The following is a 23,457-nucleotide window of genomic DNA, read 5'->3' on the forward strand; positions in this document are numbered from 1 at the left end:
AATTCATGACCGCATCGCCATCCGCAAAAACCGGGAAACCGAAGCTCGCCTTCCGCCCGCTGCCGGTGCCGCAGGTCGACGTGCACGGCTTCTGGGGCGATCGCGCCGACGCTGTCGCCGCCCGCACCGCCGATATCCTTTACGAGCGCTGCGTGGAGGCCCGCATGCTGGAGCAGATCGATCCGGACCGTCCCTCGCCTGGCATAGTCATCCCCTTCCACTCGCCCTCTCCCGACGAAGCCGACCGCCAGGGCGCGGAATTCACCGGATCGACGGTGACCACGCAGATGTTCTGGGATTCCGATCTCGGCAAGACGATCGAGACCGCGGCCTATTCGCTGTACCGGCGCAAGAATCCCGAACTGGAGAAGAAGATCGATGCCGTCATCGACATGTATAGCAGGCTGCAGCAGGACGACGGCTATCTCTCCAGCTGGTACCAACGCATCCAGCCCGGCAAGCGCTGGACCAATCTGCGCGACTGCCACGAGCTCTATTGCGCCGGGCACCTGATCGAGGGCGCGGTCGCCTACTACCAGGCGACGGGAAAACGCAAGCTGCTCGATATCATGTGCCGCTATGCCGACCACATCGCGTCGGTACTCGGCCCGGAGCCCGGCAAGAAGAAGGGCTATTGCGGCCACGAGGAGATCGAGCTGGCGCTGGTCAAGCTGGCACGGGTGACCGGCGAGCGGAAATATATGGAGTTGGCCAGATACTTCATCGACCAGCGCGGTCAGCAGCCGCATTATTTCGACGAGGAGGCCCGCGCCCGCGGCGCCGACCCGAAGGCCTATCATTTCAAGACCTATGAATACAGCCAGTCGCATATCCCGGTGCGAGAACAGAACAAGGTCGTCGGCCATGCTGTCAGGGCGATGTACCTCTATTCCGGCATGGCCGATATCGCGACCGAATATGGCGATGATACGCTGCGAGCAGCACTCGACCTTCTGTGGGACGATCTCACCACCAAGAGTCTCTACATCACTGGCGGACTGGGGCCGTCGGCGCACAATGAGGGCTTCACCAGCGACTACGACCTGCCCAACGAAAGCGCCTATGCCGAGACCTGTGCGGCGGTCGGCTTGGTGTTCTGGGCCAGCCGCATGCTCGGCATGGGGCCGAACGCGCGCTACGCCGACATGATGGAACGCGCCCTCTACAACGGTTCGATCTCGGGCCTGTCGCTCGACGGCTCGCTGTTTTTCTACGAGAATCCATTGGAAAGCCGGGGCAAGCACAACAGGTGGAAGTGGCACCGCTGCCCGTGCTGCCCGCCCAATATCGGGCGCATGGTCGCCTCGATCGGCAGCTATTTCTACAGCCTGGCCGACGATGCGCTGGCCGTCCACCTCTATGGCGACTCGACCGCGCGCTTCGATATATCGGGCGTCCCGGTGAGCCTGACGCAGGTTAGCAGCTATCCCTGGGACGGCGCCGTCGACATCATGCTCGAACCGCGGGCGCCGGTCGAGTTCACTTTGCACCTGCGCATTCCCGCCTGGAGCGCCAGTGCCGGGTTGAAGATAAACGGCGAAGCCATCAGGCTGGCGGATATCACCAGCGACGGCTACGCCGCGATCAAGCGGACATGGAAAAAGGGCGACAATGTCCGGCTCGATCTCGAAATGCCGATCGAGCGGCTTTATGCCAACCCGCAGGTGCGCCAGGATGCTGGCCGCGTCGCGCTGTCACGCGGCCCGCTGATCTATTGCGTCGAGGCATCAGACAATGACAGCCAGCCGCATCGCCTGACGCTGCCGCGGACGGCCACCATCGAAGCGCAGCACCGGCCGGAACTTCTCGGCGGCGTGGTGACGCTGTCGACCGCGGCACTTGCCGATGTCTCCGACGGCTGGCAGGACGGGCTCTACAGGCCCGAGCCGCCGGCCACCGCCGAGACGCGCCTGACCTACATTCCCTATTTCGCCTGGGACAATCGCGAGCCCGGCGAGATGCTGGTATGGCTCAGGGACGGCTGAACGAGGTCGGTGTATCGGCGATGACCGATCCAAGCTCAGCCGCGGTCGATGCCGCGGTTTCGGGCTTTTGGTCCATATAGCGCAGACGCAGGCGCAGGAATGGCGCCTCGACGCAGGTATAGCTGAGATAGCCGATCGGGATCGTCGCCACGAAGCACAATGCGGACCAGAGGCATGCGACGTAGAAATTGCTGATGCTCATGACATTCGTGTCTATGAACGCTGCCAATTGCATGACGAAGAACAGGTGCAGAAGATAGATCGAATAGCTGTAGGCCCCAGCCTTCTCCAGTACCCTGAATGGCGGGCTTGTTCGCTTTCTCGAAAAGCTCGTGTCGTAGTAGGCGATGCCGAATGAATAGGCTGTCGCCTCCAGGGTCGGCAGGATGATCCATATCCAATGAGGCGACGGATAGCGGCCCAGTTGGTAAAATCCGCCGGCTGCATCGAACCACCAGAAGAACCCCGAAAAAGCCATGAGAACGGCCAGCGCCAGCCAGTGTTGGTTCTTCGCGTGGGCACGCAGGTGAAAGGCAAGAATGCCGGCCAGGAACTGATCCGCATGGCCTATGATGGTTGCGGACGCCGCCGACTGCACTTCGCCGATCTGCACATACAGGACGGACCTCAGCACAATGGCTGCCGCGATGAACAGCAAGGGCGCGAACACAAACCGCCTGGATACCATCAGCAAGAACGGCAGCAACAGGTAGAAGTGCGCTTCGATCGTTATCGACCAGCCGCCATTCGGGAGGGTGGGAAAAAGAAACCCCAATCCGACGCCCGTGAAATACCCGTCGAGGGACTGGCCGGCCACGTACCTGCGGCAGGCCTCGATGCATAGCACGACCAGGAGAAGCGGAAGCAGCCTGAGGGCCCTGTTGGCAAAGAAGGGCAGATAGTTGATCTGCTTTCCATCGAGCAGCTTGGCGAACAGGTAGCCGGAAAGCGCCATGAACAGGGAAACGCCAGTATGCCCCTCATCCAGAACGCTGAAGATAGGAAGAGCCGGCACGAAGTCATAAGGCACGGGGCCTTCAGGAGAAGCATGAAGGAAATGCCAGGTAAAGACAAGAAAAGCCGCCAGGCCACGAACATGATCCAGCGCTGGGTAGTGCTCTCCGGTCGAGGATTTCATGATTGGCCCACGCGCACCGTGTCCTGCGCCGGTGTTCAGGTCATCGTTGGCCCAGAACTGTTTTCAATTCATTAAACCTTCACTGCGGAGACTTCCGAAATCAGAGATTTGCTTCGCAAGGTGCTGTGGCCTGCAAGCATCCGGAGCCAAACACGACTGAAGCGTGCCGCGTCTGAGCGGATCACTTCTGGGCGGATCACTTCTGGGCGACGGTCAGCCCGATCTCTTCCGCCACCAGTTCCTGCAGCCGCCACAGATTGCGGTCGCGGATGCCGCAGGCTTCGAGGTGGCGGATCGTCTCGAATAGATATTGCGCGCCCGAGCCCCAATGACCGACGGCTGTCACCAGCGTCGCCGCGATCGCCTGCTTGTCGAGCTTGCCGGCATAACGCGGATTGGCGGGATCGACGACGAAGCCAAGCGCGCGACATGGGCCGCCTTCGGTCCTGACCTGCAGCCAGCGCGGCACGTTGACGGCGGGCAGGATGGTCATTTCGCGGCGCAGCAGCGCTTCGAGGTTGGCCGCCACCGGTTCCGCGATCTCGAACACCACGCCCTGGCACTGGCCGCCGCGATCGAGCGCCATCATCAAGCCGGGCTGCTCGACCGTGCCGCGAAAACGCTGCACCGTGAAGCAGAACGAACGATGCCAGCCGCTGGCCACCGCGCGTTCTCCGCCCCTCACCTCGCCGGCGGGCTTCCACAGCAGCGAGCCATAGGCAAATAGTTTCAGCGGCCCGGCCGGAGCGCCGGCCAGCACCTCGTCGCGGATGCGCGCATAGTCGGCGTCGGTCATGTGAACCATGCCCGGCGTCGGCCCGGCATCCTCGACAGCACGCATAGTGCGCGCGACCAACGCCTCGGTCAGCGCCATCGGCGTGTTGCGCGGCACGGACTTGCGCGGCGATATGGCAGAAATCGGCTGGTTCATTTCATACCCTCTACCGTCGCCGTCATGTTGCCGAAGGCAGAGGGATTCTCAAGGGTCCATGTGACCGGCGCAAAATTCAACGGCCGATGCCGGGCGGGTGACCCTCCCGCCCGGCATCCAATCATTCTAGTGCTTGGTGCTCTTGCCGCCGATGGGGATGCGCCTCATCTTGTTCTGTGCCTTCTCGGATTTCGGCAAGGTGACGAACAGCACGCCGTTGCGGAAATCGGCAGCGACCTTGTCTTCTTCGACTTCGAAGCCGATCGGAATGCGACGTTCGAAGCGGCCGTAGAATCGCTCGGAGAACTGACGTTCCTTGTCGTCGGTTTCGGCGTGTTTTTCACCGCGCAACGTCAGGACGCCGTCATCGAGCAACACCTCGATGTCCTTTTCCTCCATGCCGGGTATCTCGGCGGTCACGCGGATTTCCTTGTCCGTTTCCGAGATTTCCACGCTAGGCCAGCCACCGCCCGCTGAAGAGAGCCTGCCCAAGGATGGAAGACGTGAACCGAAACCGCGGAACATGTCGTCAACAAGGCGGTTCATCTCGCGATGCAGGCTCATGAATGGGTCCTGATCGCGGTCGCCTGAGAGGGTCTGAACCTGGTTTGGATCGCGACCCCATGGCATCAGATCACGAATGGTCATTGCATTTGCTCCTTTCTTGATCCTGTCTATCGTTCGTTTGCATGCTCTGGTTGCCATGCTCGGACGATGCGCGTCTGCGCCATTGGCGCTCCGGTCCCGTTGGAAACGCCTGGATCAGTGGCGGGGGCTCGCGCACCTGAGCCTGCCCGAAGGCCACCGCCCCTGACCCGCGCGGCGCCCGTGAAGCCGGCGCCTCGTCGGCACTGGTGCGGAGGATTTTGGACTCCGTCGCGGGTGGGTCAAGACCTCGTAATGTAATGTGATTGGTGCATGCAGGTGCCTGCGTCACCGGTGCTGTCCACATCAGTCGTGCCCTTCGATCGGCACTTCGCGAAACAGTGGTCAACCGCCAGCTTGGTGTCTGCTGGACCGGAGCCGCCTCGGCCTCAACGCGCGGCTGGTCGGCTGGATCGGCGGTCTCGAGGACAGGGAACAATGCCGCTGGCAGGCCGTTCTGTTCCTTGCCGGAGGATGCCATGAACGACGCGTCGGCAAAGCCCGCTGGCCCCGTCCTTTCATCGGCGGAGCGCGTCAACACGCTGTCGCATTTTCACCGCGCCGAGATCGCTCGCATGGCGGGATGGCGCGACCGGCTGGACAGGACAACCAACTGGGCAATCACGGTGGTGGCGGCGCTGCTTTCGGTATCGCTGTCGACGGCCAGTGCGCATCACGGCGTGCTGCTTTTCGCCATGCTGCTGATCTTGCTGCTGCTATGGATCGAGGCGCGCCGCTATCGGTTCTTCGATTTCTATCGGGCGCGCGTACGCCAGTTCGAGCGCCACTATTTCGCGCAGATCTTTTCCCCACAGCCCGACTTTGCCTCGGACTGGCTGCTCATCGTCGGGGAAGGCCTACGCGCGCCGAAGTTCCTGCTGTCGCAGCGCGTCGCGCTGGCCCGTCGGCTGCGGCGAAATTACATCTACCTGTTCCTGATCCTCTTGCTGGCCTGGGTGCTCAAGATATCCACCCCCAGCCTTCAAACCGTGGGCGTCAGGACCGGCTTTGCCGGTTCGCTTCGCGAAGCCGTAGACAGCGCCGCCCTTGGCCCCGTTCCCGGTGTGGCGATCGTGGTTGTCGTGGCCGCATTCTATGTCGGGTTGCTTGCCATCGTCTTTTTCACGGCCGATAACGACGGCGAACTGTCCTTTGGCGACGTGCATGTTTGACGTTGATGCCCGGCAACACGCCGCTGCAACGCAAACGGCGGCCCGCGCGCTGAGATGGTCGGTCCGCCGAGACGTTTGAGGGAACGGAACTTCGCGCCTAGATGCCGAAGAACTGCTTGCCAACCATGTAACCCAGTGCCGCCACGACCAGCGGAAACAGCGCCGGCGCGGCTTTGCCCAGAAGGGAGACCTGCGGGTCCTTCGCCGGCGTATGACGTGCATTGCCGAGATTCTTGGTCATTGCTTGCCTCAGGTTCGAAAGACTCATTAGCAAATGCTGATTAACAGCATGGCCGCATTAACGGCTTGATAGGAAATCAACTCTGATCAGATGCAAATTCTAATGATCGGCACATGGACGGCAAAGACGCGCTGCCCTATTTGGCGGCGTTCGAAGCATTGACGGGGACGCGCGGCCGTTCGCGGCAATCGACAAAAACACGCCCGAACAACAAGATGGCTCAGGAACTCGATTTAGCAGGTGAGCGCCAGCTCCGAAGCCGGTGCAGTTCATCCGCCGCCTCGCCCGAGCTTCGTGTTGATAGCTCGGGGTCGAACGCATGTCCGCGGCGTAGGCAGGCCGCCTCCCGTCAAAAAATTCGCAAACCAATGTCGGACTGGCTAGGCTTCGTCCGTCCTTGGGGTATCGAACAGGCATTCATGAAAGGATCCAGCAATGCCCGGCACCGTACGTTTGCACCGCGTTCTGACGACCAGCCCGGAAAAGGTCTATCGCGCCTTCGTTGAAGCGGACGCGCTGGCCAAGTGGCTTCCGCCAAACGGCTTCACCTGCACGGTCCATAATTTCGAGGCAAAGGTCGGAGGCACGTTCAAGATGTCGTTCCGCAATTTCACCACCGGCGACAGCCACGCCTTCGGCGGCGAATACCTTGAACTCGTTCCGGGCGAGCGCCTGCTCTACACCGACAGGTTCGACGATCCCAACCTGCCCGGCGAGATACGGGTGACCGTGGTCTTGAAAAAAGTGTCGGTCGGCACTGAAATCGACATTACCCAGGCCGGCATTCCGGACGTCATTCCGGTCGAGGCCTGCTATCTCGGCTGGCAGGAATCGCTCAGAAATCTGGCAAAGCTCGTCGAGCCCGAGATCAATCAATAGGCTGCGGATGGCCGGGAGAACGGCCGTTTCTGGCATGCCGAAGCCTGAAACTTGGACTGTGGCGGGAACTGCCCTTTGTCGCTAGCAATTCATCATTGCGGCACCCCTGTGCCTGGACGTGTCGATGAAGAATGCAGCGGAGGTTGAAAAAGCATGACTCTGACCAACCGAGACATCGTCGAGTTGACGGCGTGGCGGCGCCAGCTGCACCAGAATCCGGAAATCTCGAATGAAGAGGAGAAGACGGCAAAGGAGGTCGTCGCCTTCCTCGCCGATACGGGGCCGGACAAGGTGCTGACACAGCTCGGCGGGCACGGCGTCGCGGTCACATATGACAGCGGCAAAGCAGGGCCGACGGTGCTGTTCCGTTCGGAACTCGATGCCTTGCCTATCGAAGAACTTTCAGGCGTGCCGCATGCGTCGCGCGTGCCGGGCAAGTCGCATATGTGCGGCCATGACGGACACACCGCCATCCTGGCATCCCTCGGTCGGCAGTTGGGGCGCGAGCGGCCTGCAAGTGGCCGCGTCGTGCTGATGTTCCAGCCGGCGGAGGAAACCGGCAATGGCGCAGCCGGCGTCGTTGCCGATCCCCGCTTCGGCGAGATCGCGCCGGATTTCGCTTTCTCGCTGCACAACCTGCCTGGCGTGCCGTTCGGCGAGGTGCGGCTCAAGCCCGGCGTGGTCAACTGTGCGTCACGCGGCATGCGCATCGTGCTGGAGGGCAAGACCGCCCATTCATCCATGCCGGAGACCGGCACCTCGCCGATGCTGGCGATCAGTGAGCTGATGCCGGCGCTGCCGGCGCTCGGGCGCGGAACCTTCGCCGACGACGACTTCTCCATGCTGACCGTCACCCATGCCGCGATGGGCGAAGCCGTGTTCGGCATCGCGCCTGCTCATGCGCAGGTGTGGGCAACGCTGCGCACCCGGCGTGACGAGCGCATGGCGAACCTTTGTGCTGCTGCCGAAGCACTGGTCGCCAGGATCGCGGGCGAGCATCGCCTTACCGCCCGCTGGGACTATCACGAGATCTTCGTCGCCAGCGTCAACGCGCCGGACGCGGTGGAGCATCTGCGGCGCGCGCTCGATGAAGAGGGCGTATCGCACGGCGAAGAGGCCCTGCCGATGCGCGCCTCGGAAGATTTCGGCCTGTTCGGCCATAGTGCCAAGTCGGCGATGTTCTTCCTCGGTGCGGGCGAGCGGCACCCCGCCTTGCACAATCCCGACTATGACTTTCCCGACGACCTGATCCCGATCGGGTCGAGGATCTTCATGCGCACGGCACGCAATCTCCTGGGTTGACCTCCGCCAACTCCAACGCCGAAAGGAACATGCAATGCCAAAGATACCGAAGAACACGATTTGCCTTTGGTTCGACAAGGACGCCGAGGCTGCGGCGCGCTTCTACGCAGAGACCTTTCCCGACACCAGCGTGGGCGCCGTTCACCGTGCGCCGAGCGATTTTCCGTCCGGCATGAAAGGCGACGTGTTGACGGTCGAATTTACCGTCGCCGGCATTCCCTGCATCGGATTGAACGGCGGCTCCACATTCAAGCAGAACGAGGCCTTCTCGTTCCAGATCGCCACCGACGATCAGCAGGAAACCGACCGCTACTGGAATGCCATCGTCGGCAATGGCGGCCAGGAGAGCGTGTGCGGCTGGTGCAAGGACAAATGGGGCGTGTCCTGGCAAATCACGCCGCGCACGCTGACCGAGGCCACGGCGGCCGGCGGCGAGGAAGCCAAACGCGCCTTTGATGCGATGATGGAGATGACGAAGATCGACGTCGCGGCGATCGACGCAGCCCGGCGCGGCTGACCTCGATCGGGGCTGAGTTGCTATCTGACCTTGATGACGACCTTGCCCTTGGCGCGTCCTGTTTCGACATAGGCCAGCGCCTCATTGGTCGCCTCGAAGGGAAATATCCGATCGACGACCGGGCGGATCGCGCCGGATTCGATGAGCGATGCGATCTTGCTCAGCTGCTCGCCCTGCGCCCACATGAAAAGGAACGAGAACGTCACGCCACGGCGCTTGGCTTTCGCTCGAATACCGCGGCTCAGCAGGCGAAGCACCAGCCTCAGCACCACGTTCAGTCCCTTTTCCCTGGCAAATTCCGGATCCGGTGGGCCGGAGATGGAGATGAGCTTGCCACCCGGTTTCAGCACATTCAGTGATTTTTCAAGTGTCTTGGCGTCCTGGCTGTTCAAGACGACGTCGTAGCCCGAAAGGACTTTCTCGAAATCGTCTTTCCTGTAGTCGACGACGATATCGGCGCCGAGCCCCTTGACCAGACCGGCACTCGCCGCGCTGGCGGTGGTCGCAATGGTCGCGCCGAGATGCTTTGCCAGTTGGATGGCGAATGTCCCCACGCCGCCGGAACCGGCTTGAATGAAGACCTTCTGTCCCTTCTTCAGCTTGGCCCTTTCGACGAGCGCCTGCCAGGCGGTCAGGCCGACCAGCGGGATCGAGGCCGCCTCCTCCATGCTGAGGTTCCCGGGTTTCAGGGCCACGTCGGCTTCATCCATGGCTATGAACTCGGCGAACGTCCCGATCCGGCCATCGCGCGGCCGCGCATAGACGTCGTCGCCCAGGTTGAATTTGCGGACTTTCGATCCCACGCGCACAACCCTCCCGGCCACGTCGTGACCCAGGATGAAGGGCCGGCGATAGGGCAGGATCAGCTTGAACTCTCCGGTTTTGACCTTGGAATCGAGCAGGTTCACCGCCGCTGCGTGGACCTCGACCAGGACATCGCTGTCCCCGAGTTTCGGCTCCGGCATTTCGGCTAGCCGCAGAGTGCCGTTCTTGCTGTACTTGTCGACGACGAATGCCTTCATGGCAGTGACTTTCTGAGAGTGATTTTGGTGTGTCGCATGTGCGTGAAATCCTCTGCTCGCTGCGTTCAAACGGGCAGGCGGAATTGTTTCCGCAGGCTCTTGTCGAATATCCCCGCGGGAGCAAAGCGACGCAGCAGGCTGACCTGGCGCGCAGCCTTGCCGGCGGTGTAGCGCCGTTGCGGACGGGCATCGGTCGCTGCCTTGACGACCACGTGCGCCACCACTTCCGGCCGGTCGGCGACAGGCATCACGTCGCGAAGCAGCGCTTCCAGCGTAGCTCGGGCTTGATCGTATTCCTGCAACGGCGAATCCGGCTGGATCCCGTTCTGGTCGAAGACAGTACGAACGAATGCCGGCTCGATGACCGAAACGCGGATATTGAAGGCGCGAACCTCGTGGTCGAGCGATTCCGAATAGCCCTCGAGCGCGTGCTTGACCGCCGAATAATGCGCTGAATACGGCGCCGGCACCAGTCCCAGCACAGAGCCGATATTGATGATGTGCCCCTCGCCACGCTGCCGCATCGACGGCAGCACCGCATTGGTCATGCGGATGACGCCGAACAGATTGACGTCGAACAGAGCCTGCACCTGGGCAATCGAGAATTCCTCGGCGCCTCCAAGCTGGCCGACCCCGGCATTGTTGACCAAGAGGTCGATCCGGCCGGTCTGCGAGAGCACCGTCGAAACGAGTGCGGCAACGGCCTCACTGTCGGTCACGTCGCAGATCAGCATGGTCACCCCGTCCGGATCGTTGCCGGCCTTGCGCCGGCTGGTTCCGAAGACGGTGAACCCGGCCCGCGCAAGGGCTTCGGCACTGGCGCGGCCGATGCCCGAAGAGGCCCCGGTCACAACGGCGGTTTTTCCGGCATTCGTTTTCATTTCGTGCTCCAAACTCATGGGGGGCTAGCTTTTTTTCATCCGTTAAATTACAGTCGTAATATCAGATTATGACCATAATGCAATAGCAGAAAGGAATAGCAGCCATGCGCTACGAAAAGGGCAGGAAGGACGCGTCGCGCGGCCGGATCCTGGAGGTCGCCGCGGAACGCTTTCGGAAAAACGGCATAGCGGCGTCCGGACTGGCAACCATCATGGGCGACGCCGGGCTGACGAACGGGGCTTTCTATCCCCACTTTCAATCAAAGGCGGCGCTTGTCCGTGAAACGGTCGCTGCAGCTCTCGAGGATCAGTCCGACGAGATACGGCAAGCATTGGCCTCCGGCGGCTTGGCAATGGCCATAGACACATATCTGTCGGCGGCGCATCGGGATAACCCCGGGAAGGGCTGCGCCTCTGCCGCCTTGCTGGCGGAAATCGCCCGTGAGCCACCCGAAACGCGTCAGCTTTATACCGAGCGTTTGCTGACCCAGGTACGCCAGGTGTCGGTAGAGCTGCCGCCGCAAACTCCTGATCCGGAGGGCGTTGCGTTCGCTATCTTTGCGACCCTCATTGGCACGCTTCAGCTGGCCCGTGCCGTGGAGGGAACGGAATTGTCGGATCGTATCCTTGCGGCAGGGAAAGCTGCGGCGCGCGCGCTGATCGAGCAGAGTTAAGGGCATACCACGCGTGGGCACGTCAAAGTCATTCTCATGCGGTATGACGCCCAGCCCCGCATCGGCCCCTTGGCAGGAACAGCACCGCCCGTATGATGATCAGATGCGCGCCCGCTCTTCAGGTGCCGCGACCGAAGGACCTGGCGTCCTTGGCCAGCACCAGCTCGGCATCGTCGGTAACATAGCTGACATAGCGATAGTCGCGGATGAAGCTGATCTGACCTTCCCGCCACTCCAGCCACATGAAATGATGCGGTTTCTGGTCGGCATGGCTTTCGAACACAGCGATCACCTCGCGGCCGTCGAGCCAGGCCGGCGTCAGCCACACGCGGTCGCTTTTGGCGTAGATCGTGAAGAACATGCCGACATCCGCCGCACCCGAGCGCGTCGCATGCAGGGACTGATGAAGCCTGACGTCGTCGGCAAGCAGGGCGCGCAAGCCGTCCCAATCGCGCTGGTTGAACAGGGTCGCATAACGGACCACGGCGGCCGACGCGATACGCGCATCGGGAGCCGAGCTGGCCTGCGCACTGACTTCCCTAAGCCGGGCGCGGCCGCGCGCCAAGTGCCCTTTCACCGCATCGACCGTGATGCCGAGCAAAGCAGCGATCTCGGCCAGCGGCTCGTCGAGCACATCTCTGAGGATGACGACGCTGCGCTGGAGCAGCGGAAGCTCCGCGAAGCGCGACACTGCGGTCTGTATAGCTTGCCTGCGCATCAGCGTCTCCACCGGATCGGCTTTGGTGTCGTCGGCAATTTCAAGCGCCGCCTCGATAGGCTCCGCCGCGCGGATCGCGCGGCTGCGCAGCAGGTCAAGCGCACGGTTGTGGGCGACGCGGAACAGCCAGGGCCTGAGCTGCGGCACCTCGCCCAGCTCATTCAGCGCAACGAAGACCCGCGCAAACGTGTCCTGCACGACATCCTCGCCGTCGATGACCGAGCCCATCAGGCGCGCGCAATAGCGGTGCAGCTCTGGCCGCATGGCGGCGGCAAGGGCAAGCAGCCCTTCCCGTCGGTCGCGGTCCACGGCAGTATCTCGTTCGCTCAAGCCGCAGCCCCCTCCATCACGGTTACGCCCGCGTCGCCATTGAGGCCGAAGACGATCCCCTCGGCATATTGCGGGTCTTCCAGCACGGAAACCACCCTGTCGCCGAAGGTTCGGGGCGGCATCGGCGCACCGAAGCGGGTGACGAATTGTTCGGGCGTGATGCCCATGGATCCGGAATAGGCGCCGGCCGCCGCATCGCCTGTTCCGGTGCCGAGGATCATCTGCCGCGGCACGATCGCCTGAAAGCGGATGCCGAGCTTCTTCTCCTGCGAAACGCCGTTGGCGTACTTCGCCATGAACCACAGCATGCGCTTGGCGCCGCCATAGCCCCCCGACAACTGCGACCCGGTGACGGCGGCACCGCTCGATCCCACCAGAACACGGCTGCCCGGCTTGAGCGGCAGGTTGAGCGCCGCCTGCAGCCAGTATAGCCCGGCCTTGACGTCGGTTTCCCAGGCGATTGAAAAATCTTCCCAGCTCAGTTGGTCCAACCGGCCCATCCGGGGCGTGGCACCAGCATTCAGGACCACGACGTCAGGACGAACCTCGCTAAGAATGCGATAGGCCGCGCCCTCCTCCGCAACGTCGGCGCGGATAGTGGCGACCCCAAGCCGCGCACCGACCGCATCCAGCGCCTCGACGCCACGGGCAACGACGGTCACGCTGGCGCCCTGTTCGACCAGCGCCTCGACCAATCCGAGGCCAAGCCCACGGCTGCCACCGGTGACCACGATTTCTTTATTCCTGAGGCTCATCGACCCTGCTCCTTAGCTTCACTGTAGCTAAGACGTTTGAGGGTCGGAAAAAGAGCCAAGGTTTGGCGAGGCGCGCTGTCGCGGCGACGATCCGCGACATGCCGGCAATACTGGCGATCGGGCGGAAAGCTGCCTGTCCGCTTTCGGCCTAAAATGCGATGCCCGATATTGGACGCAGTAAGGTTAGAGGCTGCCGGCGATGAAAGCGCTGCCGGTCCATGCTGCAGCATCCCAGCCGGATATGTTCAGAAGTCGAGAGCGACCATCATGCCGCGGACTTCGGCCATTTCCAGCAGCAGGTCTTGGAGTCTTTCGTCCAGTGCGGCACCGGTCAGCGCCAGAAGCTCGGTGACGCTCTCTCTCATCGATATGACGGCGGCGCCTGTCTTCTCGGCGAGCAGCCGTCCGATGGCAGCTCGGATCAGGTCGTCCTGATCAGACATTGCTTCACCTCCCAACGCACTGCAACCTCCCCTTGCTTTCCATGCCTCACCGCCGCTTTCGACAACAGGGCGTGATTTCCCATACCGTATGATTTTTGATGCGACATCGGGCAGCTTTGCTCATGCCAGCAGATCGTCTCGATGAGCCCGCCAGTCGTTCAACACCGACAATGAGGGCAGGAGCGAAAAATGGCCGGGCTGGACCGTTTCAACCGCTGCAAGCAGTGCCAGAGGCACTTCGTGCCGATAAAGCCCAATGCACACGCCCCCTTTGGCCGTTGCCGGCAATTCCGTGACGGTGTCGAAAATCGAAAACGTACCCGTTGGCTCTTCCACGATTTCGAAACGCCCCACCCCAAACCTCCCTCTGCACAAAAGTAGCGACCAACGCGGACATCCCCCTAGTGGTTCCCTAGGCTGGCAGTTTTTTTCGCGCCTTGGTTGTAGCGCATGCCGGCAGGACAGTCATGCCCGCAGGGCGCGCAGTCAAAAATCGCTACGCACATTTTAAATCTTGACGCGTGTCAATTTTTTATAAAACATGCGCAAACGCCGGCATGGCATCGGCCGGCGCTCTGGGAGGAGCAATGCCTGACATCGAAAAGCGCCCGAACCGGGGCGGCAGTCCGCACATCCCCAAGCTGGCAGCAGTCCGTTGGCGGATCGTCGCGCCAGGGGCCGGGGTCGCTTGCGCGCCGTCGGACATTGCAGTCGCCGGACGGCGACATCGATGCAGCCCATAAAACAATCAGGAGGAGGAAAAACCATGCGCATGTTCAATTGCCTGAAACTCGGCACGAGCCTGCTTGGCGCCGGCATGCTTGCAACCATCGTCTCGGCACCCGCCCACGCCGAGGATGCGGCGAAAGTCGCCGCCATCGTCAAAGGCCTCGACAATCCATTCTTCCAGACCATGCAGAAGGGCATCGAGGAGCAGGCCAAGGCCAACGGCGTCAGTGTCAGCGTCCAGGCCGCCGCCAACATGGGTGACGCCACCGGCCAGGCCGACCGCCTGACCGCCATGGCCATGCAGGATTTCGATTGCTACCTGGTCAACCCGATCAGCGTCTCCAACCTCGTCCAGGCGCTGGTGCCGGTCGCCCAGAAGAAGAAGCCGATCGTCAACATCGACTCGACCATCGACCCCGAGCAGGCCAAGGCCGCCGGCTTTGCCGTCTCGACCTATATCGGCACCGACAACGTCGCCGCAGGCGTGCTGGCCGGCGAAGAGATGCTGAAGCTGGTGCCTAAGGGTTCCAAGGTCGCGCTGGTCGCCGGCATCGTCGGCGATGTCGGCTCCAACGCCCGCATCAAGGGCTTCAGGCAGGCCGTCGAAGGCAAGCTCGAAATCGTGGTGATGGTCAGCGCTGACTGGGATCGCGAAAAGGCGTTGACCGCCGCCACCGATATCCTCGCCGCCCATCCGGACCTCGCCGGCTTCTTCGCCGCCAACGACATCATGGCCCTTGGCGTCGAGCGCGCCGTGCGGACGTCGGGCAAGGACGTCAAGGTGATCGGCCTAGACGGCATTGTCGATGCGCTGAAGTCGATCGCATCAGGCGAACTCACCGCCACCGTCGCCCAATATCCCTACGTCGTCGGCGCCATGGGCCTCGAAGCCTGTGCGGTCGCGGCCAAGGGCAAGGAACTGCCGGCCAACGTGCCGGCACCTGTGCTGTTGATCAACAAGGACAATGCCGAAGCGTCGCTGAAGAATTTTCCGCGTCCCGGCGGCGACTATCCCGATCCCTTCCGCGAGATGCTGAAGTGAGCACACCTGCAGACAACGCGCCCGCCGCCCATTCGGCGGGTGCGGAGGAGAGCCGTCCCTCCCTGGCGGCTCTCCTCCTCGATCCCTCCTTCTGGGCCGACTGGGCATCCGTCGTCGGCCTGGTCGGCCTCGTCATCGTCTTCGGCATCGCCCAGCCGGTCTTTCTCAGCGTCGCCAATCTGCAGGCGCTGCTGCTGGCGGCTGCGATCCTGGTCGTGCTGTCGATCGGCCAGACCTTCGTCATCGCCACCTCGGGCATCGATCTGTCGTTGGCGGCAGCCGTCATGCTCGGCGCCATCATCCTCGGCCTCGTCAATGCCGCCGGCTACGGCATCTTCATCGCCTGCGTGCTCGCGATTCTCGCCACCAGCGCGGTGGGCTTCCTCAACGGGCTGATCATCACAGCAGGCAAAATCCCCGATTTCGTGGTGACGCTCGGCACGCTGTCGGGCATCACTGGCCTTGGCCTCATCCTGTCGGGCGGTGAACCGACCATGGTCGGTTCGACCTTTCTGCTCAGGCTCGCTTCCGGCTCGTTCGGACCGTTCGGCTATCCCGTATGGGTGGCGATCGCAGCCGTCAGCGTCGCCCATATCGCGCTCTACCACACGCGCTTCGGCGTGCATCTGCTGGCCACCGGCGGCCAGGCCGAAAGTGCCGGCGCGCTCGGCATCCGCACCAACCGGGTCAAGATCGCCGCCTATACGATTTCCGGTCTCTGCGCCGGCGTCGCGGCCATTCTCCTGGTCGCCCGCATCGGCTCGGCCGAACCGCAGATCAACACCAGCCTGCTCTTGAATTCGGTGGCGGCGGTGGTGCTGGGCGGCGTCAGCCTGTTCGGCGGCCGCGCCAGCATTCTTGGGCCCGCCATCGGCGCGCTGATGCTCACGGCACTCGTCAATGGCCTGACCTTGCTCAATGTGTCGGCTTTCTACCAACCGCTTGCCGTGGGAGCCATCGTGGTGCTGGCGGCGCTGATCATGCGGTATCAGAAATGAGCGCTCCCCATCACATCCCCGCCGCTGAGGCGATCATCGCCTGCGAAGGGCTGAGCAAGCATTTCGGCGGCATCCGCGCCTTCACCGACGTCGCCTTCCAGGCCCGCCGCGGCGAGGTCACCGCCGTGATCGGCGACAATGGCGCCGGCAAGTCGACGCTGGTCCGCAGCCTGGTCGGCGTGCATCAGCCCGACGCCGGCGATCTGTTCTTCGACGGCCAGGCGCGGCCCTTCGCCAATCCCGACGAGGCGCGCAAGGCCGGCATCGAGACCGTGCACCAGAACCTGGCGCTGATCGACGAACTGACGGTCGCGCAGAACCTGTTCCTCAACCGCGAGATCGTGCGCCGCATCGGTCCCTTCGCTTTCCTCGACCGCAAGGCGATGAAACGCGAGGCCCGTTCCATGCTGTCGCGCCTGTCGATCAACGTGCCGTCGATCAACCAGCGTGTGCGGCGCCTGTCGGGCGGCCAGCGGCAGGCGATCTCGATCTGCCGCGCTGTCGGCTCCGGCGCCAAGCTGGTGGTGATGGACGAACCGACGGCAGCGCTTGGCGTGCAGGAGACGGCCAATGTCGAGGCGCTGATCCGGCGCCTGCGCGAGCAGTCGGTCTCAGTCATCCTGGTCAGCCACAATTTCGATCAGGTCCGCCGCCTGTCCGACCAGATCTGGGTGATGCGGGCGGGAAAGATGGCGGCGACCGTGCGCGCCTCGGAGACATCAGGCAACGAGCTCGTCGCGCTGGTCACCGGCGCGGCATAGTCCTGCAGCATCAGACTTGAAATCAAAGGGAGTTTGCCGGTGGCACCAATTCGTGTCGGACTTATAGGTCTTGGAGAGGTCGCCCAGTCGATCCATCTGCCGGTGCTGAGCGATCAGCGCGAGCGCTGGGTGATCGCGGGCGTGTACGACGTGTCGCCCAGCCTGGTGGCGCTGTGCACCTCGCAACACCCGACGGCAAGAACCTTCGAGACGGCCGAGGCGCTAATAGCGTCACCCGACATCGACGCGGTGTTCGTGCTGTCATCCGACGACACCCACAGCCGCTTCGTGCACGCGGCGATTGCCGCCAACAAGCACATCCTGCTGGAAAAGCCCGCCTGTCTGACGGTGCGCGAGATCGACGATCTGCTGGCGCTGATGCCGGGCTACGACAAGACCCTGTTCGTCGGCTATATGCGCCGCTACGCGCCGGCATATCTGGCCGCCAGGGACGAGCTGCCGGCCTTCGCCGACATCACCCATGTCCGCATCTTCGACCTGATCTCGGAGGGCCGGCATTTCCTCAAGAAGAGCCAGAACGTCCTCTATCCCGACGACATAGACCCGGCCCTGCTGGCGCGTGGTGCCAAGGAGCGCGACGCGCTGATCCGCGAAGTCGTCGGTGCCGACGCGCCGGCCGACCTGGTGCGCGCCTATCGCGGGCTGACGGCGCTTTCCTCGCACCACATTTCGGCGATGCGCGGGCTGATCGGCGAGCCGGCGCGCGTGCTGGCCGCGCACCGCACCAATGGCGGCGCCAACACATCGGTCACCTTCGACTATGGCCATTTCGCTTGTCTCTACGACGCGGTGGTCGACGATCTCGGCCTGTTCGACGCAATGATCGAGGTGCGCTCCAACACCAGGCGCGTGCGCATCATCTACGACACGCCCTACATCCGCAGCCTGCCGACGCGGCTGGAGGTCACCGATGCCGGCCCGCTCGGCCCGGTGACGAAAGCCTTCGGCCCTCTCTACGGCGATGCTTTCTCGAATGAACTCGAGATTTTCCACCGCCACATCGCCGAAGGAACAAAGCCGCTGACCGACCTCGCCGATTCCCGCCGCGACCTGGCGCTGATGGCCGAAATCATCGAGCGTATGAAGGAGAGCGGCCAGCGTTGAGGCGCTCCCTACTGCCCTACTGCCCTACTGCCCTACTGCCCTACTGCCTTATTTCCCGCAGTGATGATCGTTGATCTTGTTCAATGCATTCGCGTCGGGTCCAACGCGATGGTAGGAGCACGCGCCAGCCGCCGTCGTCACCAACTGCTGATCGTAGTAGTGCGGGCCGCCGAACAGGATATCGATGAGATCGCCTTCGGCGGGAACGTAGCGTTCGGAGTGGACCCGGCGGTCGTGATGCCGGTCGCCAGCCAAGGCCGGGGCGCAAAGACTCGCGCCCGTAGCAACCGCGAGAGCCAGGATCGCAACGCATTTCGTGGTCATCGGCACACCCTTCTGGCCATTCCGGAATCGCACCATACATCCAAAACCGCCAGCCGGACAAAAGTTCCGAGAAGACCGCGATAGGCCCTTGCCGAAGCCTGCGGCCTCGCTCATCCATGGTGCGTGGAAATGTGGGATCCGTGATGACCGACGCCAGCCTTCACCTCGTCGAAGCGACGATCGACCAACTGCGCCGCGCGCTCGATGACGGCACCGTCACCAGCGTCGAACTGGTCGGGGCGTATCTGAGGCGCATCGCGCATTTCGACAGGCACGGCATCAGCCTCAATGCCGTCCCGGTGCTCAACCCTGACATGTTCGAGGAAGCCGCCGCCTCCGACCGGCGCCGCCGCAACGGCGCCGTGCTCGGACCGCTCGACGGCATCCCCTACACCGCCAAGGACAGCTACAAGGTTGCAGGCCTGACGGTGGCCGCCGGCTCGCCGGCCTTCGAGCATCTCATTGCCAATGAGGATGCCTTCACCATCGCCCGGCTGCGCGCCGGCGGCGCCGTGCTGCTCGGGCTGACCAACATGCCGCCAATGGCCAATGGCGGCATGCAGCGGGGTGTCTATGGCCGCGCCGAAAGTCCGTACAATGGCGATTATCTCACCGCCGCCTTCGCATCGGGTTCGTCCAATGGCTCCGGCACGGCGACAGCGGCCAGCTTCTGCGCCTTCGGGCTTGGCGAGGAAACCTGGTCGTCCGGACGGGCGCCGGCCACCAACAATGCGCTGGTCGCCTACACGCCGTCGCGCGGCGTCATTTCGGTGCGCGGCAACTGGCCGCTGGTGCCGACCATGGATGTCGTCGTGCCGCACGCGCGCAGCGTGCCCGACATGCTCGAACTGCTCGACGTGATCGTCGCCGACGATCCCGAGGCGCGAGGCGATTTCTGGCGCGCGCAGCCTTGGGTCAAGCTGCCGAAAAGCTCCGATGTGCGGCCGCCCCGTTATACCGATCTCGCACTGGCGGGGTCGTTGAAAGGCAAGCGCCTGGGCGTGCCCAGAATGTATATCGGCCGCGACAGCGAGGCCGATGCGCCGATCGAAACCCGCGCCTCGGTGCTTGCCCTGTGGGAGCAGGCAGCGGCCGATCTCGCGCGGCTTGGCGCCGAGGTGGTCGAGGTCGATTTCCCCGTCGTCTCCAACTACGAGCGCGACCGCCCCGGGGCGCGCACCATGGTCGAGCGCGGGCTGGTGCCGCAGGACTTCGCCGAGCGCGAACTCTGGGATCTCAGCATCTGGGGCTGGGACGACTTTTTGCGCGCCAATGCCGACCCGGCCGTGCCCGATCTCGTCTCCGTCGACGGCCCAAAGATCTTCCCGCAGCCGCCCGGCACGCTGCCCGACCGCTATGAGGGCGGCTTCGATCTGAGAGAATATGTGGAACGGGCCCGGTCCGGCGTCACGCCGTTCGCAGACATTCCAACGCTGGAAGACGGACTGAAGGGCCTCGAAGCAACAAGGCGGATCGATTTCGAGGTCTGGCTGGACGGCCAAGACATCGACGCCGTGGTGCTGCCCGCCGCCGCCGATGTCGGACCGGCCGATGCAGACATCGACGAGGCATCCGCCGCCCTTGCCTGGCGCAATGGCACCTGGGTCGCCAACGGCAATCTGGTCTGGCGCCATTTCGGCATCCCGACCGTCACCGTGCCGATGGGAACCATGGCCGATATCGGCATGCCGGTCGGCCTGACCTTCGCCGGTAAGGCCTATGACGACGAAAGGCTGCTGCGCATGGCCGGCGACTACGAACTGTCGACCCGGCGCCGCACCCTGCCCCCACGCACGCCGGAACTGACTGAAGATGTATTTTCCCGCCGGCCCACGCAAACCGGTAACGGCAAGGCACCTCCGCTCGTCATCGCGCTTGCCGCCGAGACGCGCACGACCGGCGATCAGGACGAGATCACCATCACCCTCGACCTGCCGATCGACGCCGAGGCGGAACACGCCAGCGTCAAGGTGCATGTCAACGGCGAGCCTGTCGCCATGCAGCGAAGCGGAGCGCGCTGCTGTGGACAGGCATTGGTTCCGGCCGCAGAGCACCAGCGGTTCCACAGCGTCTGGCGTGGCTCGTATGGCTCGATCGTGACGGCTATTGTGCGGCTGGAGGATGGGCGCAGCGCCGGCGCCTATCTGGTTACGGGCGGGATTGGATGAACGCCAGCAGCTAGGAAGGCAGCGAAGTCAGCCATTCTTCCCAAAATTCCTGCTGCATATGGACGAAAACCGGAACCACGTCGACGCCATCATCAAATATGTCGACCAGATCGCTCTCTTGCGGAAATTGCCCCGTCTTCACCTTGCAGGCTATCAATCCGCGACTTTTCTCCATCACGGTATTTTCCGGATAAACATTGGCGCTTGCTCCGTAACAGAAGGGTAGCAGGCCATCGACTTCGAGTGCCTGACGGATTTGGAACAGAGCCTCGAAAAAGTCTTCCTCTTCTGCCTCGATCACCTTGTCCCGATAACTGCATTTCAGATTGCAGGCAGCGCCGTTCACGTGCAGCGTGAACACGGCTTGCTCGTCGTCACCAACGGAACCTGCTCCGATCAGAAAAACAGTACGCTGATGGTCCATCTCATCCCCCTCGCCATGTGACGGGATGGTAGTACGACAACGGCCGCTTTCCAGCATGGCAGGGATTGGGACGCGGCCGCACTCCCTGCCGTCGTCATCCGCTGGCCGGGCGTCCCGCCGCAAAGGCAAGGTCCCGCCGAATGACATCCCGCTTGTCTTGCGACAGACCGGCAAGCAGCTTTTCATCGAGGCAGCCTGCTCGGATGAGATGAGTGAAGACATAAAGGAGCTGCGAATAGCGGTAGTCGAACGTCCGATCGATATCCCGCCGCTGTTCACGCAAATAGGCTTCCAGCTCCCACATCTGGGAGGGAACCGTCACCGCACTGGCCTTGCTCTTGAATTCGGCCATCGTCTTTGCGAGGGCCGCCTCAAGAGCCTTATCGAAGGCGTGGCGGGCGAGCTTCTTTTCGGAAGCGGACCAACTGGAATCGTTCATTGGATATCTCCGTAGATTTCCTGTGAATTCCATCAGATTTTCACGAACTTCGCCTGCTTCTACCCCCGCGCCGCCCAAAGCAAACCCCGCTCCACCATCAGCGCCATTTCCGGCACCGCGAACTCATCCGCCGTGTGACCAAGGGAACTGTAGAAAACCTTCCCCGCCCCATAGCGCCGTTTCCAGACGACCGGCATGACAACGCCGCCGATGCCCGGAAAATGCGCGTCGGTGAAGGTGGTGGTCGCCAGCACCTCATTGCTCGGGTCGACATGCATGTAATATTGCTCCGACCGGTAGGCGAAATCGCTGATGCCTTTTGTGATCGGATCGTCCGGCCGGGTGATGGCGACGTGATAGTCGATGATGTTGCCGGGATGCGCCACCCATTGGCCGCCGGTCATGAACTGATAGTCGGGCTCGTTGCGGAAACTGTCGCCCATAGTGCCGTGGAAACCGCCGAGCCCGCTTCCCCCGCGAACCGCAAGCGTCAGGTTCTGCAACTCGGCCTTTTCGATCGTCGACATCGTGATGACGGGCACGATGAGATCGAAGGAAGCAAGCTCCGGACCGGCGAACATCGCCGTGCCCTCACCCAGCGTGACGTCGAAGCCGTTTCGCTCAAGCAAGGTGCGAACGAGCTTCGCGCTCTGCTCCGGCGTATGGCCCTCCCAGCCGCCCCAGGCGATCAAGGCCTTCTTTGGCATTGTGTACCTCCCTGGAAAACTCGGCCCTGATCGATCCGGCGTCAGCGCCAGCCCAGCGCTGGAGCGACATGGGTCAGGATCGCCTCGATGACATGCGCGTTGTAGTCGACGCCGAGCTGGTTTGGAACGGTGAGCAACAGCGTATCCGCCTCGGCGATCGCCTCGTCCTGCGCCAATTCCTTGATCAGCACATCCGGCTCGGCCGCGTAGCTGCGCCCGAAAATCGCCTTGGTGTTCTCCTCGATGAAGCCGATCTGGTCGCGGCTCTCATTGCCGCGGCCGAAATAGGCGCGGTCGCGATCGTCGACCAGCGCGAAGATGCTGCGGCTGACCGAGACGCGCGGCTCGCGCTTGTGGCCGGCTGCCTTCCAGGCCTCGCGATAGATGCGGATCTGCTCGGCCTGCTGGATGTGGAACGGCTTGCCGCTCTCGTCGAATTTGAGCGTCGAGCTCTGCAGGTTCATGCCGAGCTTGGCTGCCCATTCCGACGTGGCGTTGGTAGCCGCACCCCACCAGATCCGCTCGCGCAAACCCTCCGAATGCGGCTCGAGGCGCAAGAGGCCGGGCGGGTTGGGGAACATTGGCCGTGGATTGGGCTGGGCGAACCCCTCGCCGCGCAGCGTCTCGAGGAAGACCTCGGCGTGGTGCCTTGCCATGTCGGCGTCGCTCTGCCCTTCCGGCGGCGCGTAGCCAAAATGGCGCCAGCCATCGATCACCTGCTCGGGCGAGCCACGGCTGATGCCGAGCTGCAGGCGCCCGCCGGCGATGATGTCGGCGGCACCGGCATCCTCGGCCATGTAGAGCGGGTTCTCGTAGCGCATGTCGATGACCGCGGTGCCGATCTCGATGCGGCTGGTCCTGGCGCCGACCGCCGCCAGCAGCGGGAACGGCGACGCGAGCTGGCGGGCGAAGTGATGCACGCGAAAATACGCGCCGTCCGCGCCCAGCTGCTCGGCGGCGACAGCCAGCTCTATGGATTGCAAAAGCGCGTCCGAAGCCGAGCGCACTTGCGATTGCGACGAGGGCGTCCAGTGCCCGAACGACAGGAACCCGATTTTCTTCATAATCATGCGATATAAGGATGCGCGTCAGGCTTCAATGCAAAAG

General features: G+C 63.0%; 26 protein-coding genes. 11 read left to right on the forward strand and 15 right to left on the reverse strand.

Annotated features, from left to right (window positions below):
- Positions 1-5 precede the first annotated feature (5 nt).
- Entirely contained in the window at positions 6-1,985 is a 1,980-nt protein-coding gene (locus tag EN949_RS02410; RefSeq protein WP_127366281.1) for a glycoside hydrolase family 127 protein, read from the forward strand.
- Here the strand turns inward: EN949_RS02410 and EN949_RS02415 are convergent.
- The 3 genes from EN949_RS02415 to EN949_RS02425 all read right to left on the reverse strand — a co-directional run bounded on the left by EN949_RS02415 (position 1,972) and on the right by EN949_RS02425 (position 4,702).
- Positions 1,972-3,123 carry an acyltransferase gene (locus tag EN949_RS02415; RefSeq protein WP_063172681.1) on the reverse strand — a complete coding sequence of 384 codons (1,152 nt, stop codon included), beginning with the start codon at positions 3,121-3,123 and terminating at the stop codon, positions 1,972-1,974. The genes EN949_RS02410 and EN949_RS02415 overlap by 14 nt on opposite strands.
- A gap of 196 nt (positions 3,124-3,319) precedes the next feature.
- Positions 3,320-4,054, reverse strand: a complete 735-nt coding sequence (locus EN949_RS02420; RefSeq protein ID WP_063172682.1) for a gamma-glutamylcyclotransferase — start codon at positions 4,052-4,054, stop codon at positions 3,320-3,322.
- Between the two features lie 126 nt (positions 4,055-4,180).
- Complete coding sequence (locus EN949_RS02425; protein ID WP_013530520.1) at positions 4,181-4,702, reverse strand: Hsp20/alpha crystallin family protein; 522 nt, start codon at positions 4,700-4,702, stop codon at positions 4,181-4,183.
- Between the two features lie 476 nt (positions 4,703-5,178).
- Here EN949_RS02425 and EN949_RS02430 point away from each other — a divergent pair, with 476 nt between their 5' ends.
- Positions 5,179-5,871, forward strand: coding sequence for a DUF2270 domain-containing protein (locus EN949_RS02430; RefSeq protein WP_063168672.1), 693 nt, complete (start codon positions 5,179-5,181; stop codon positions 5,869-5,871).
- A 97-nt stretch (positions 5,872-5,968) separates the two neighbouring features.
- Here the strand turns inward: EN949_RS02430 and EN949_RS02435 are convergent, their stop codons facing one another.
- Entirely contained in the window at positions 5,969-6,112 is a 144-nt protein-coding gene (locus tag EN949_RS02435; RefSeq protein WP_013530518.1) for a hypothetical protein, read from the reverse strand.
- Between the two features lie 435 nt (positions 6,113-6,547).
- Here EN949_RS02435 and EN949_RS02440 point away from each other — a divergent pair, with 435 nt between their 5' ends.
- The 3 genes from EN949_RS02440 (at position 6,548) to EN949_RS02450 (ending at position 8,810) form a co-directional block, all read left to right on the forward strand.
- A complete protein-coding gene (locus EN949_RS02440) occupies positions 6,548-6,991 on the forward strand; it encodes an SRPBCC family protein (RefSeq protein WP_013530517.1) in 444 nt (147 codons plus the stop codon).
- Between the two features lie 153 nt (positions 6,992-7,144).
- On the forward strand, positions 7,145-8,293 hold the full coding sequence (locus EN949_RS02445) for an amidohydrolase (protein WP_127366510.1): 1,149 nt from the start codon (positions 7,145-7,147) through the stop codon (positions 8,291-8,293).
- A 43-nt stretch (positions 8,294-8,336) separates the two neighbouring features.
- Positions 8,337-8,810, forward strand: a complete 474-nt coding sequence (locus EN949_RS02450; RefSeq protein ID WP_206523580.1) for a VOC family protein — start codon at positions 8,337-8,339, stop codon at positions 8,808-8,810.
- Positions 8,811-8,830: 20 nt separating this feature from the next.
- Here the strand turns inward: EN949_RS02450 and EN949_RS02455 are convergent, their stop codons facing one another.
- Positions 8,831-9,832, reverse strand: a complete 1,002-nt coding sequence (locus EN949_RS02455) for an NADP-dependent oxidoreductase (RefSeq protein ID WP_127366512.1) — start codon at positions 9,830-9,832, stop codon at positions 8,831-8,833.
- A gap of 65 nt (positions 9,833-9,897) precedes the next feature.
- Positions 9,898-10,713 (reverse strand): oxidoreductase, encoded by an 816-nt coding sequence (locus EN949_RS02460; RefSeq protein WP_127366513.1) that lies wholly within the window; start codon positions 10,711-10,713, stop codon positions 9,898-9,900.
- A 104-nt stretch (positions 10,714-10,817) separates the two neighbouring features.
- Between EN949_RS02460 and EN949_RS02465 the strand changes: the two genes are divergently transcribed.
- Positions 10,818-11,387 carry a TetR/AcrR family transcriptional regulator gene (locus EN949_RS02465; RefSeq protein WP_063168675.1) on the forward strand — a complete coding sequence of 190 codons (570 nt, stop codon included), beginning with the start codon at positions 10,818-10,820 and terminating at the stop codon, positions 11,385-11,387.
- 118 nt (positions 11,388-11,505) lie between these two features.
- Here EN949_RS02465 and EN949_RS02470 read toward each other — a convergent pair whose 3' ends face one another.
- The 4 genes from EN949_RS02470 to EN949_RS02485 all read right to left on the reverse strand — a co-directional run bounded on the left by EN949_RS02470 (position 11,506) and on the right by EN949_RS02485 (position 13,987).
- Positions 11,506-12,369 carry a sigma-70 family RNA polymerase sigma factor gene (locus EN949_RS02470; protein ID WP_245459244.1) on the reverse strand — a complete coding sequence of 288 codons (864 nt, stop codon included), beginning with the start codon at positions 12,367-12,369 and terminating at the stop codon, positions 11,506-11,508.
- Between the two features lie 62 nt (positions 12,370-12,431).
- The gene (locus tag EN949_RS02475; protein ID WP_127366515.1) at positions 12,432-13,190 is read right to left on the reverse strand and encodes an SDR family oxidoreductase; all 759 of its coding nucleotides are present in this window, start codon (positions 13,188-13,190) and stop codon (positions 12,432-12,434) included.
- A gap of 245 nt (positions 13,191-13,435) precedes the next feature.
- Entirely contained in the window at positions 13,436-13,633 is a 198-nt protein-coding gene (locus EN949_RS02480; protein ID WP_013530509.1) for a hypothetical protein, read from the reverse strand.
- 120 nt (positions 13,634-13,753) lie between these two features.
- Positions 13,754-13,987, reverse strand: a complete 234-nt coding sequence (locus tag EN949_RS02485) for a hypothetical protein (RefSeq protein WP_013530508.1) — start codon at positions 13,985-13,987, stop codon at positions 13,754-13,756.
- A gap of 412 nt (positions 13,988-14,399) precedes the next feature.
- Between EN949_RS02485 and EN949_RS02490 the strand changes: the two genes are divergently transcribed.
- From EN949_RS02490 to EN949_RS02505, 4 genes are read left to right on the forward strand one after another with little or no spacing between them, the layout of a single operon-like run.
- A complete protein-coding gene (locus tag EN949_RS02490; protein ID WP_127366886.1) occupies positions 14,400-15,404 on the forward strand; it encodes a substrate-binding domain-containing protein in 1,005 nt (334 codons plus the stop codon).
- Complete coding sequence (locus tag EN949_RS02495) at positions 15,401-16,402, forward strand: ABC transporter permease (RefSeq protein WP_127366885.1); 1,002 nt, start codon at positions 15,401-15,403, stop codon at positions 16,400-16,402. Before EN949_RS02490 ends, EN949_RS02495 begins: the two co-directional genes overlap by 4 nt.
- Positions 16,399-17,163: an ATP-binding cassette domain-containing protein gene (locus EN949_RS02500; RefSeq protein WP_013530505.1), complete on the forward strand. Its 765-nt coding sequence runs from the start codon at positions 16,399-16,401 to the stop codon at positions 17,161-17,163. The genes EN949_RS02495 and EN949_RS02500 overlap by 4 nt, the downstream gene beginning before the upstream one ends.
- Positions 17,164-17,202: 39 nt before the next feature.
- On the forward strand, positions 17,203-18,288 hold the full coding sequence (locus tag EN949_RS02505) for a Gfo/Idh/MocA family oxidoreductase (RefSeq protein ID WP_127366884.1): 1,086 nt from the start codon (positions 17,203-17,205) through the stop codon (positions 18,286-18,288).
- 48 nt (positions 18,289-18,336) lie between these two features.
- On the opposite strand, the gene EN949_RS02510 is transcribed toward EN949_RS02505, so the two are convergent.
- Positions 18,337-18,612, reverse strand: coding sequence for a hypothetical protein (locus tag EN949_RS02510; RefSeq protein WP_013530503.1), 276 nt, complete (start codon positions 18,610-18,612; stop codon positions 18,337-18,339).
- Positions 18,613-18,755: 143 nt separating this feature from the next.
- Here EN949_RS02510 and EN949_RS02515 point away from each other — a divergent pair, with 143 nt between their 5' ends.
- Positions 18,756-20,780, forward strand: a complete 2,025-nt coding sequence (locus EN949_RS02515; RefSeq protein ID WP_127370715.1) for an amidase — start codon at positions 18,756-18,758, stop codon at positions 20,778-20,780.
- A 10-nt stretch (positions 20,781-20,790) separates the two neighbouring features.
- On the opposite strand, the gene EN949_RS02520 is transcribed toward EN949_RS02515, so the two are convergent.
- The 4 genes from EN949_RS02520 to EN949_RS02535 form a co-directional block, all read right to left on the reverse strand.
- Positions 20,791-21,204 carry a hypothetical protein gene (locus tag EN949_RS02520; RefSeq protein ID WP_063168681.1) on the reverse strand — a complete coding sequence of 138 codons (414 nt, stop codon included), beginning with the start codon at positions 21,202-21,204 and terminating at the stop codon, positions 20,791-20,793.
- A gap of 94 nt (positions 21,205-21,298) precedes the next feature.
- Positions 21,299-21,676: a hypothetical protein gene (locus EN949_RS02525; protein ID WP_245268615.1), complete on the reverse strand. Its 378-nt coding sequence runs from the start codon at positions 21,674-21,676 to the stop codon at positions 21,299-21,301.
- Between the two features lie 26 nt (positions 21,677-21,702).
- Positions 21,703-22,350: a ThuA domain-containing protein gene (locus EN949_RS02530; protein WP_027160895.1), complete on the reverse strand. Its 648-nt coding sequence runs from the start codon at positions 22,348-22,350 to the stop codon at positions 21,703-21,705.
- A 41-nt stretch (positions 22,351-22,391) separates the two neighbouring features.
- Complete coding sequence (locus EN949_RS02535) at positions 22,392-23,414, reverse strand: LLM class flavin-dependent oxidoreductase (RefSeq protein WP_063168683.1); 1,023 nt, start codon at positions 23,412-23,414, stop codon at positions 22,392-22,394.
- Positions 23,415-23,457 lie beyond the last annotated feature (43 nt).

The organism is Mesorhizobium sp. M7A.F.Ca.US.007.01.2.1 (assembly GCF_003998165.1).
In the GTDB taxonomy this organism is placed as follows: domain Bacteria; phylum Pseudomonadota; class Alphaproteobacteria; order Rhizobiales; family Rhizobiaceae; genus Mesorhizobium; species Mesorhizobium ciceri.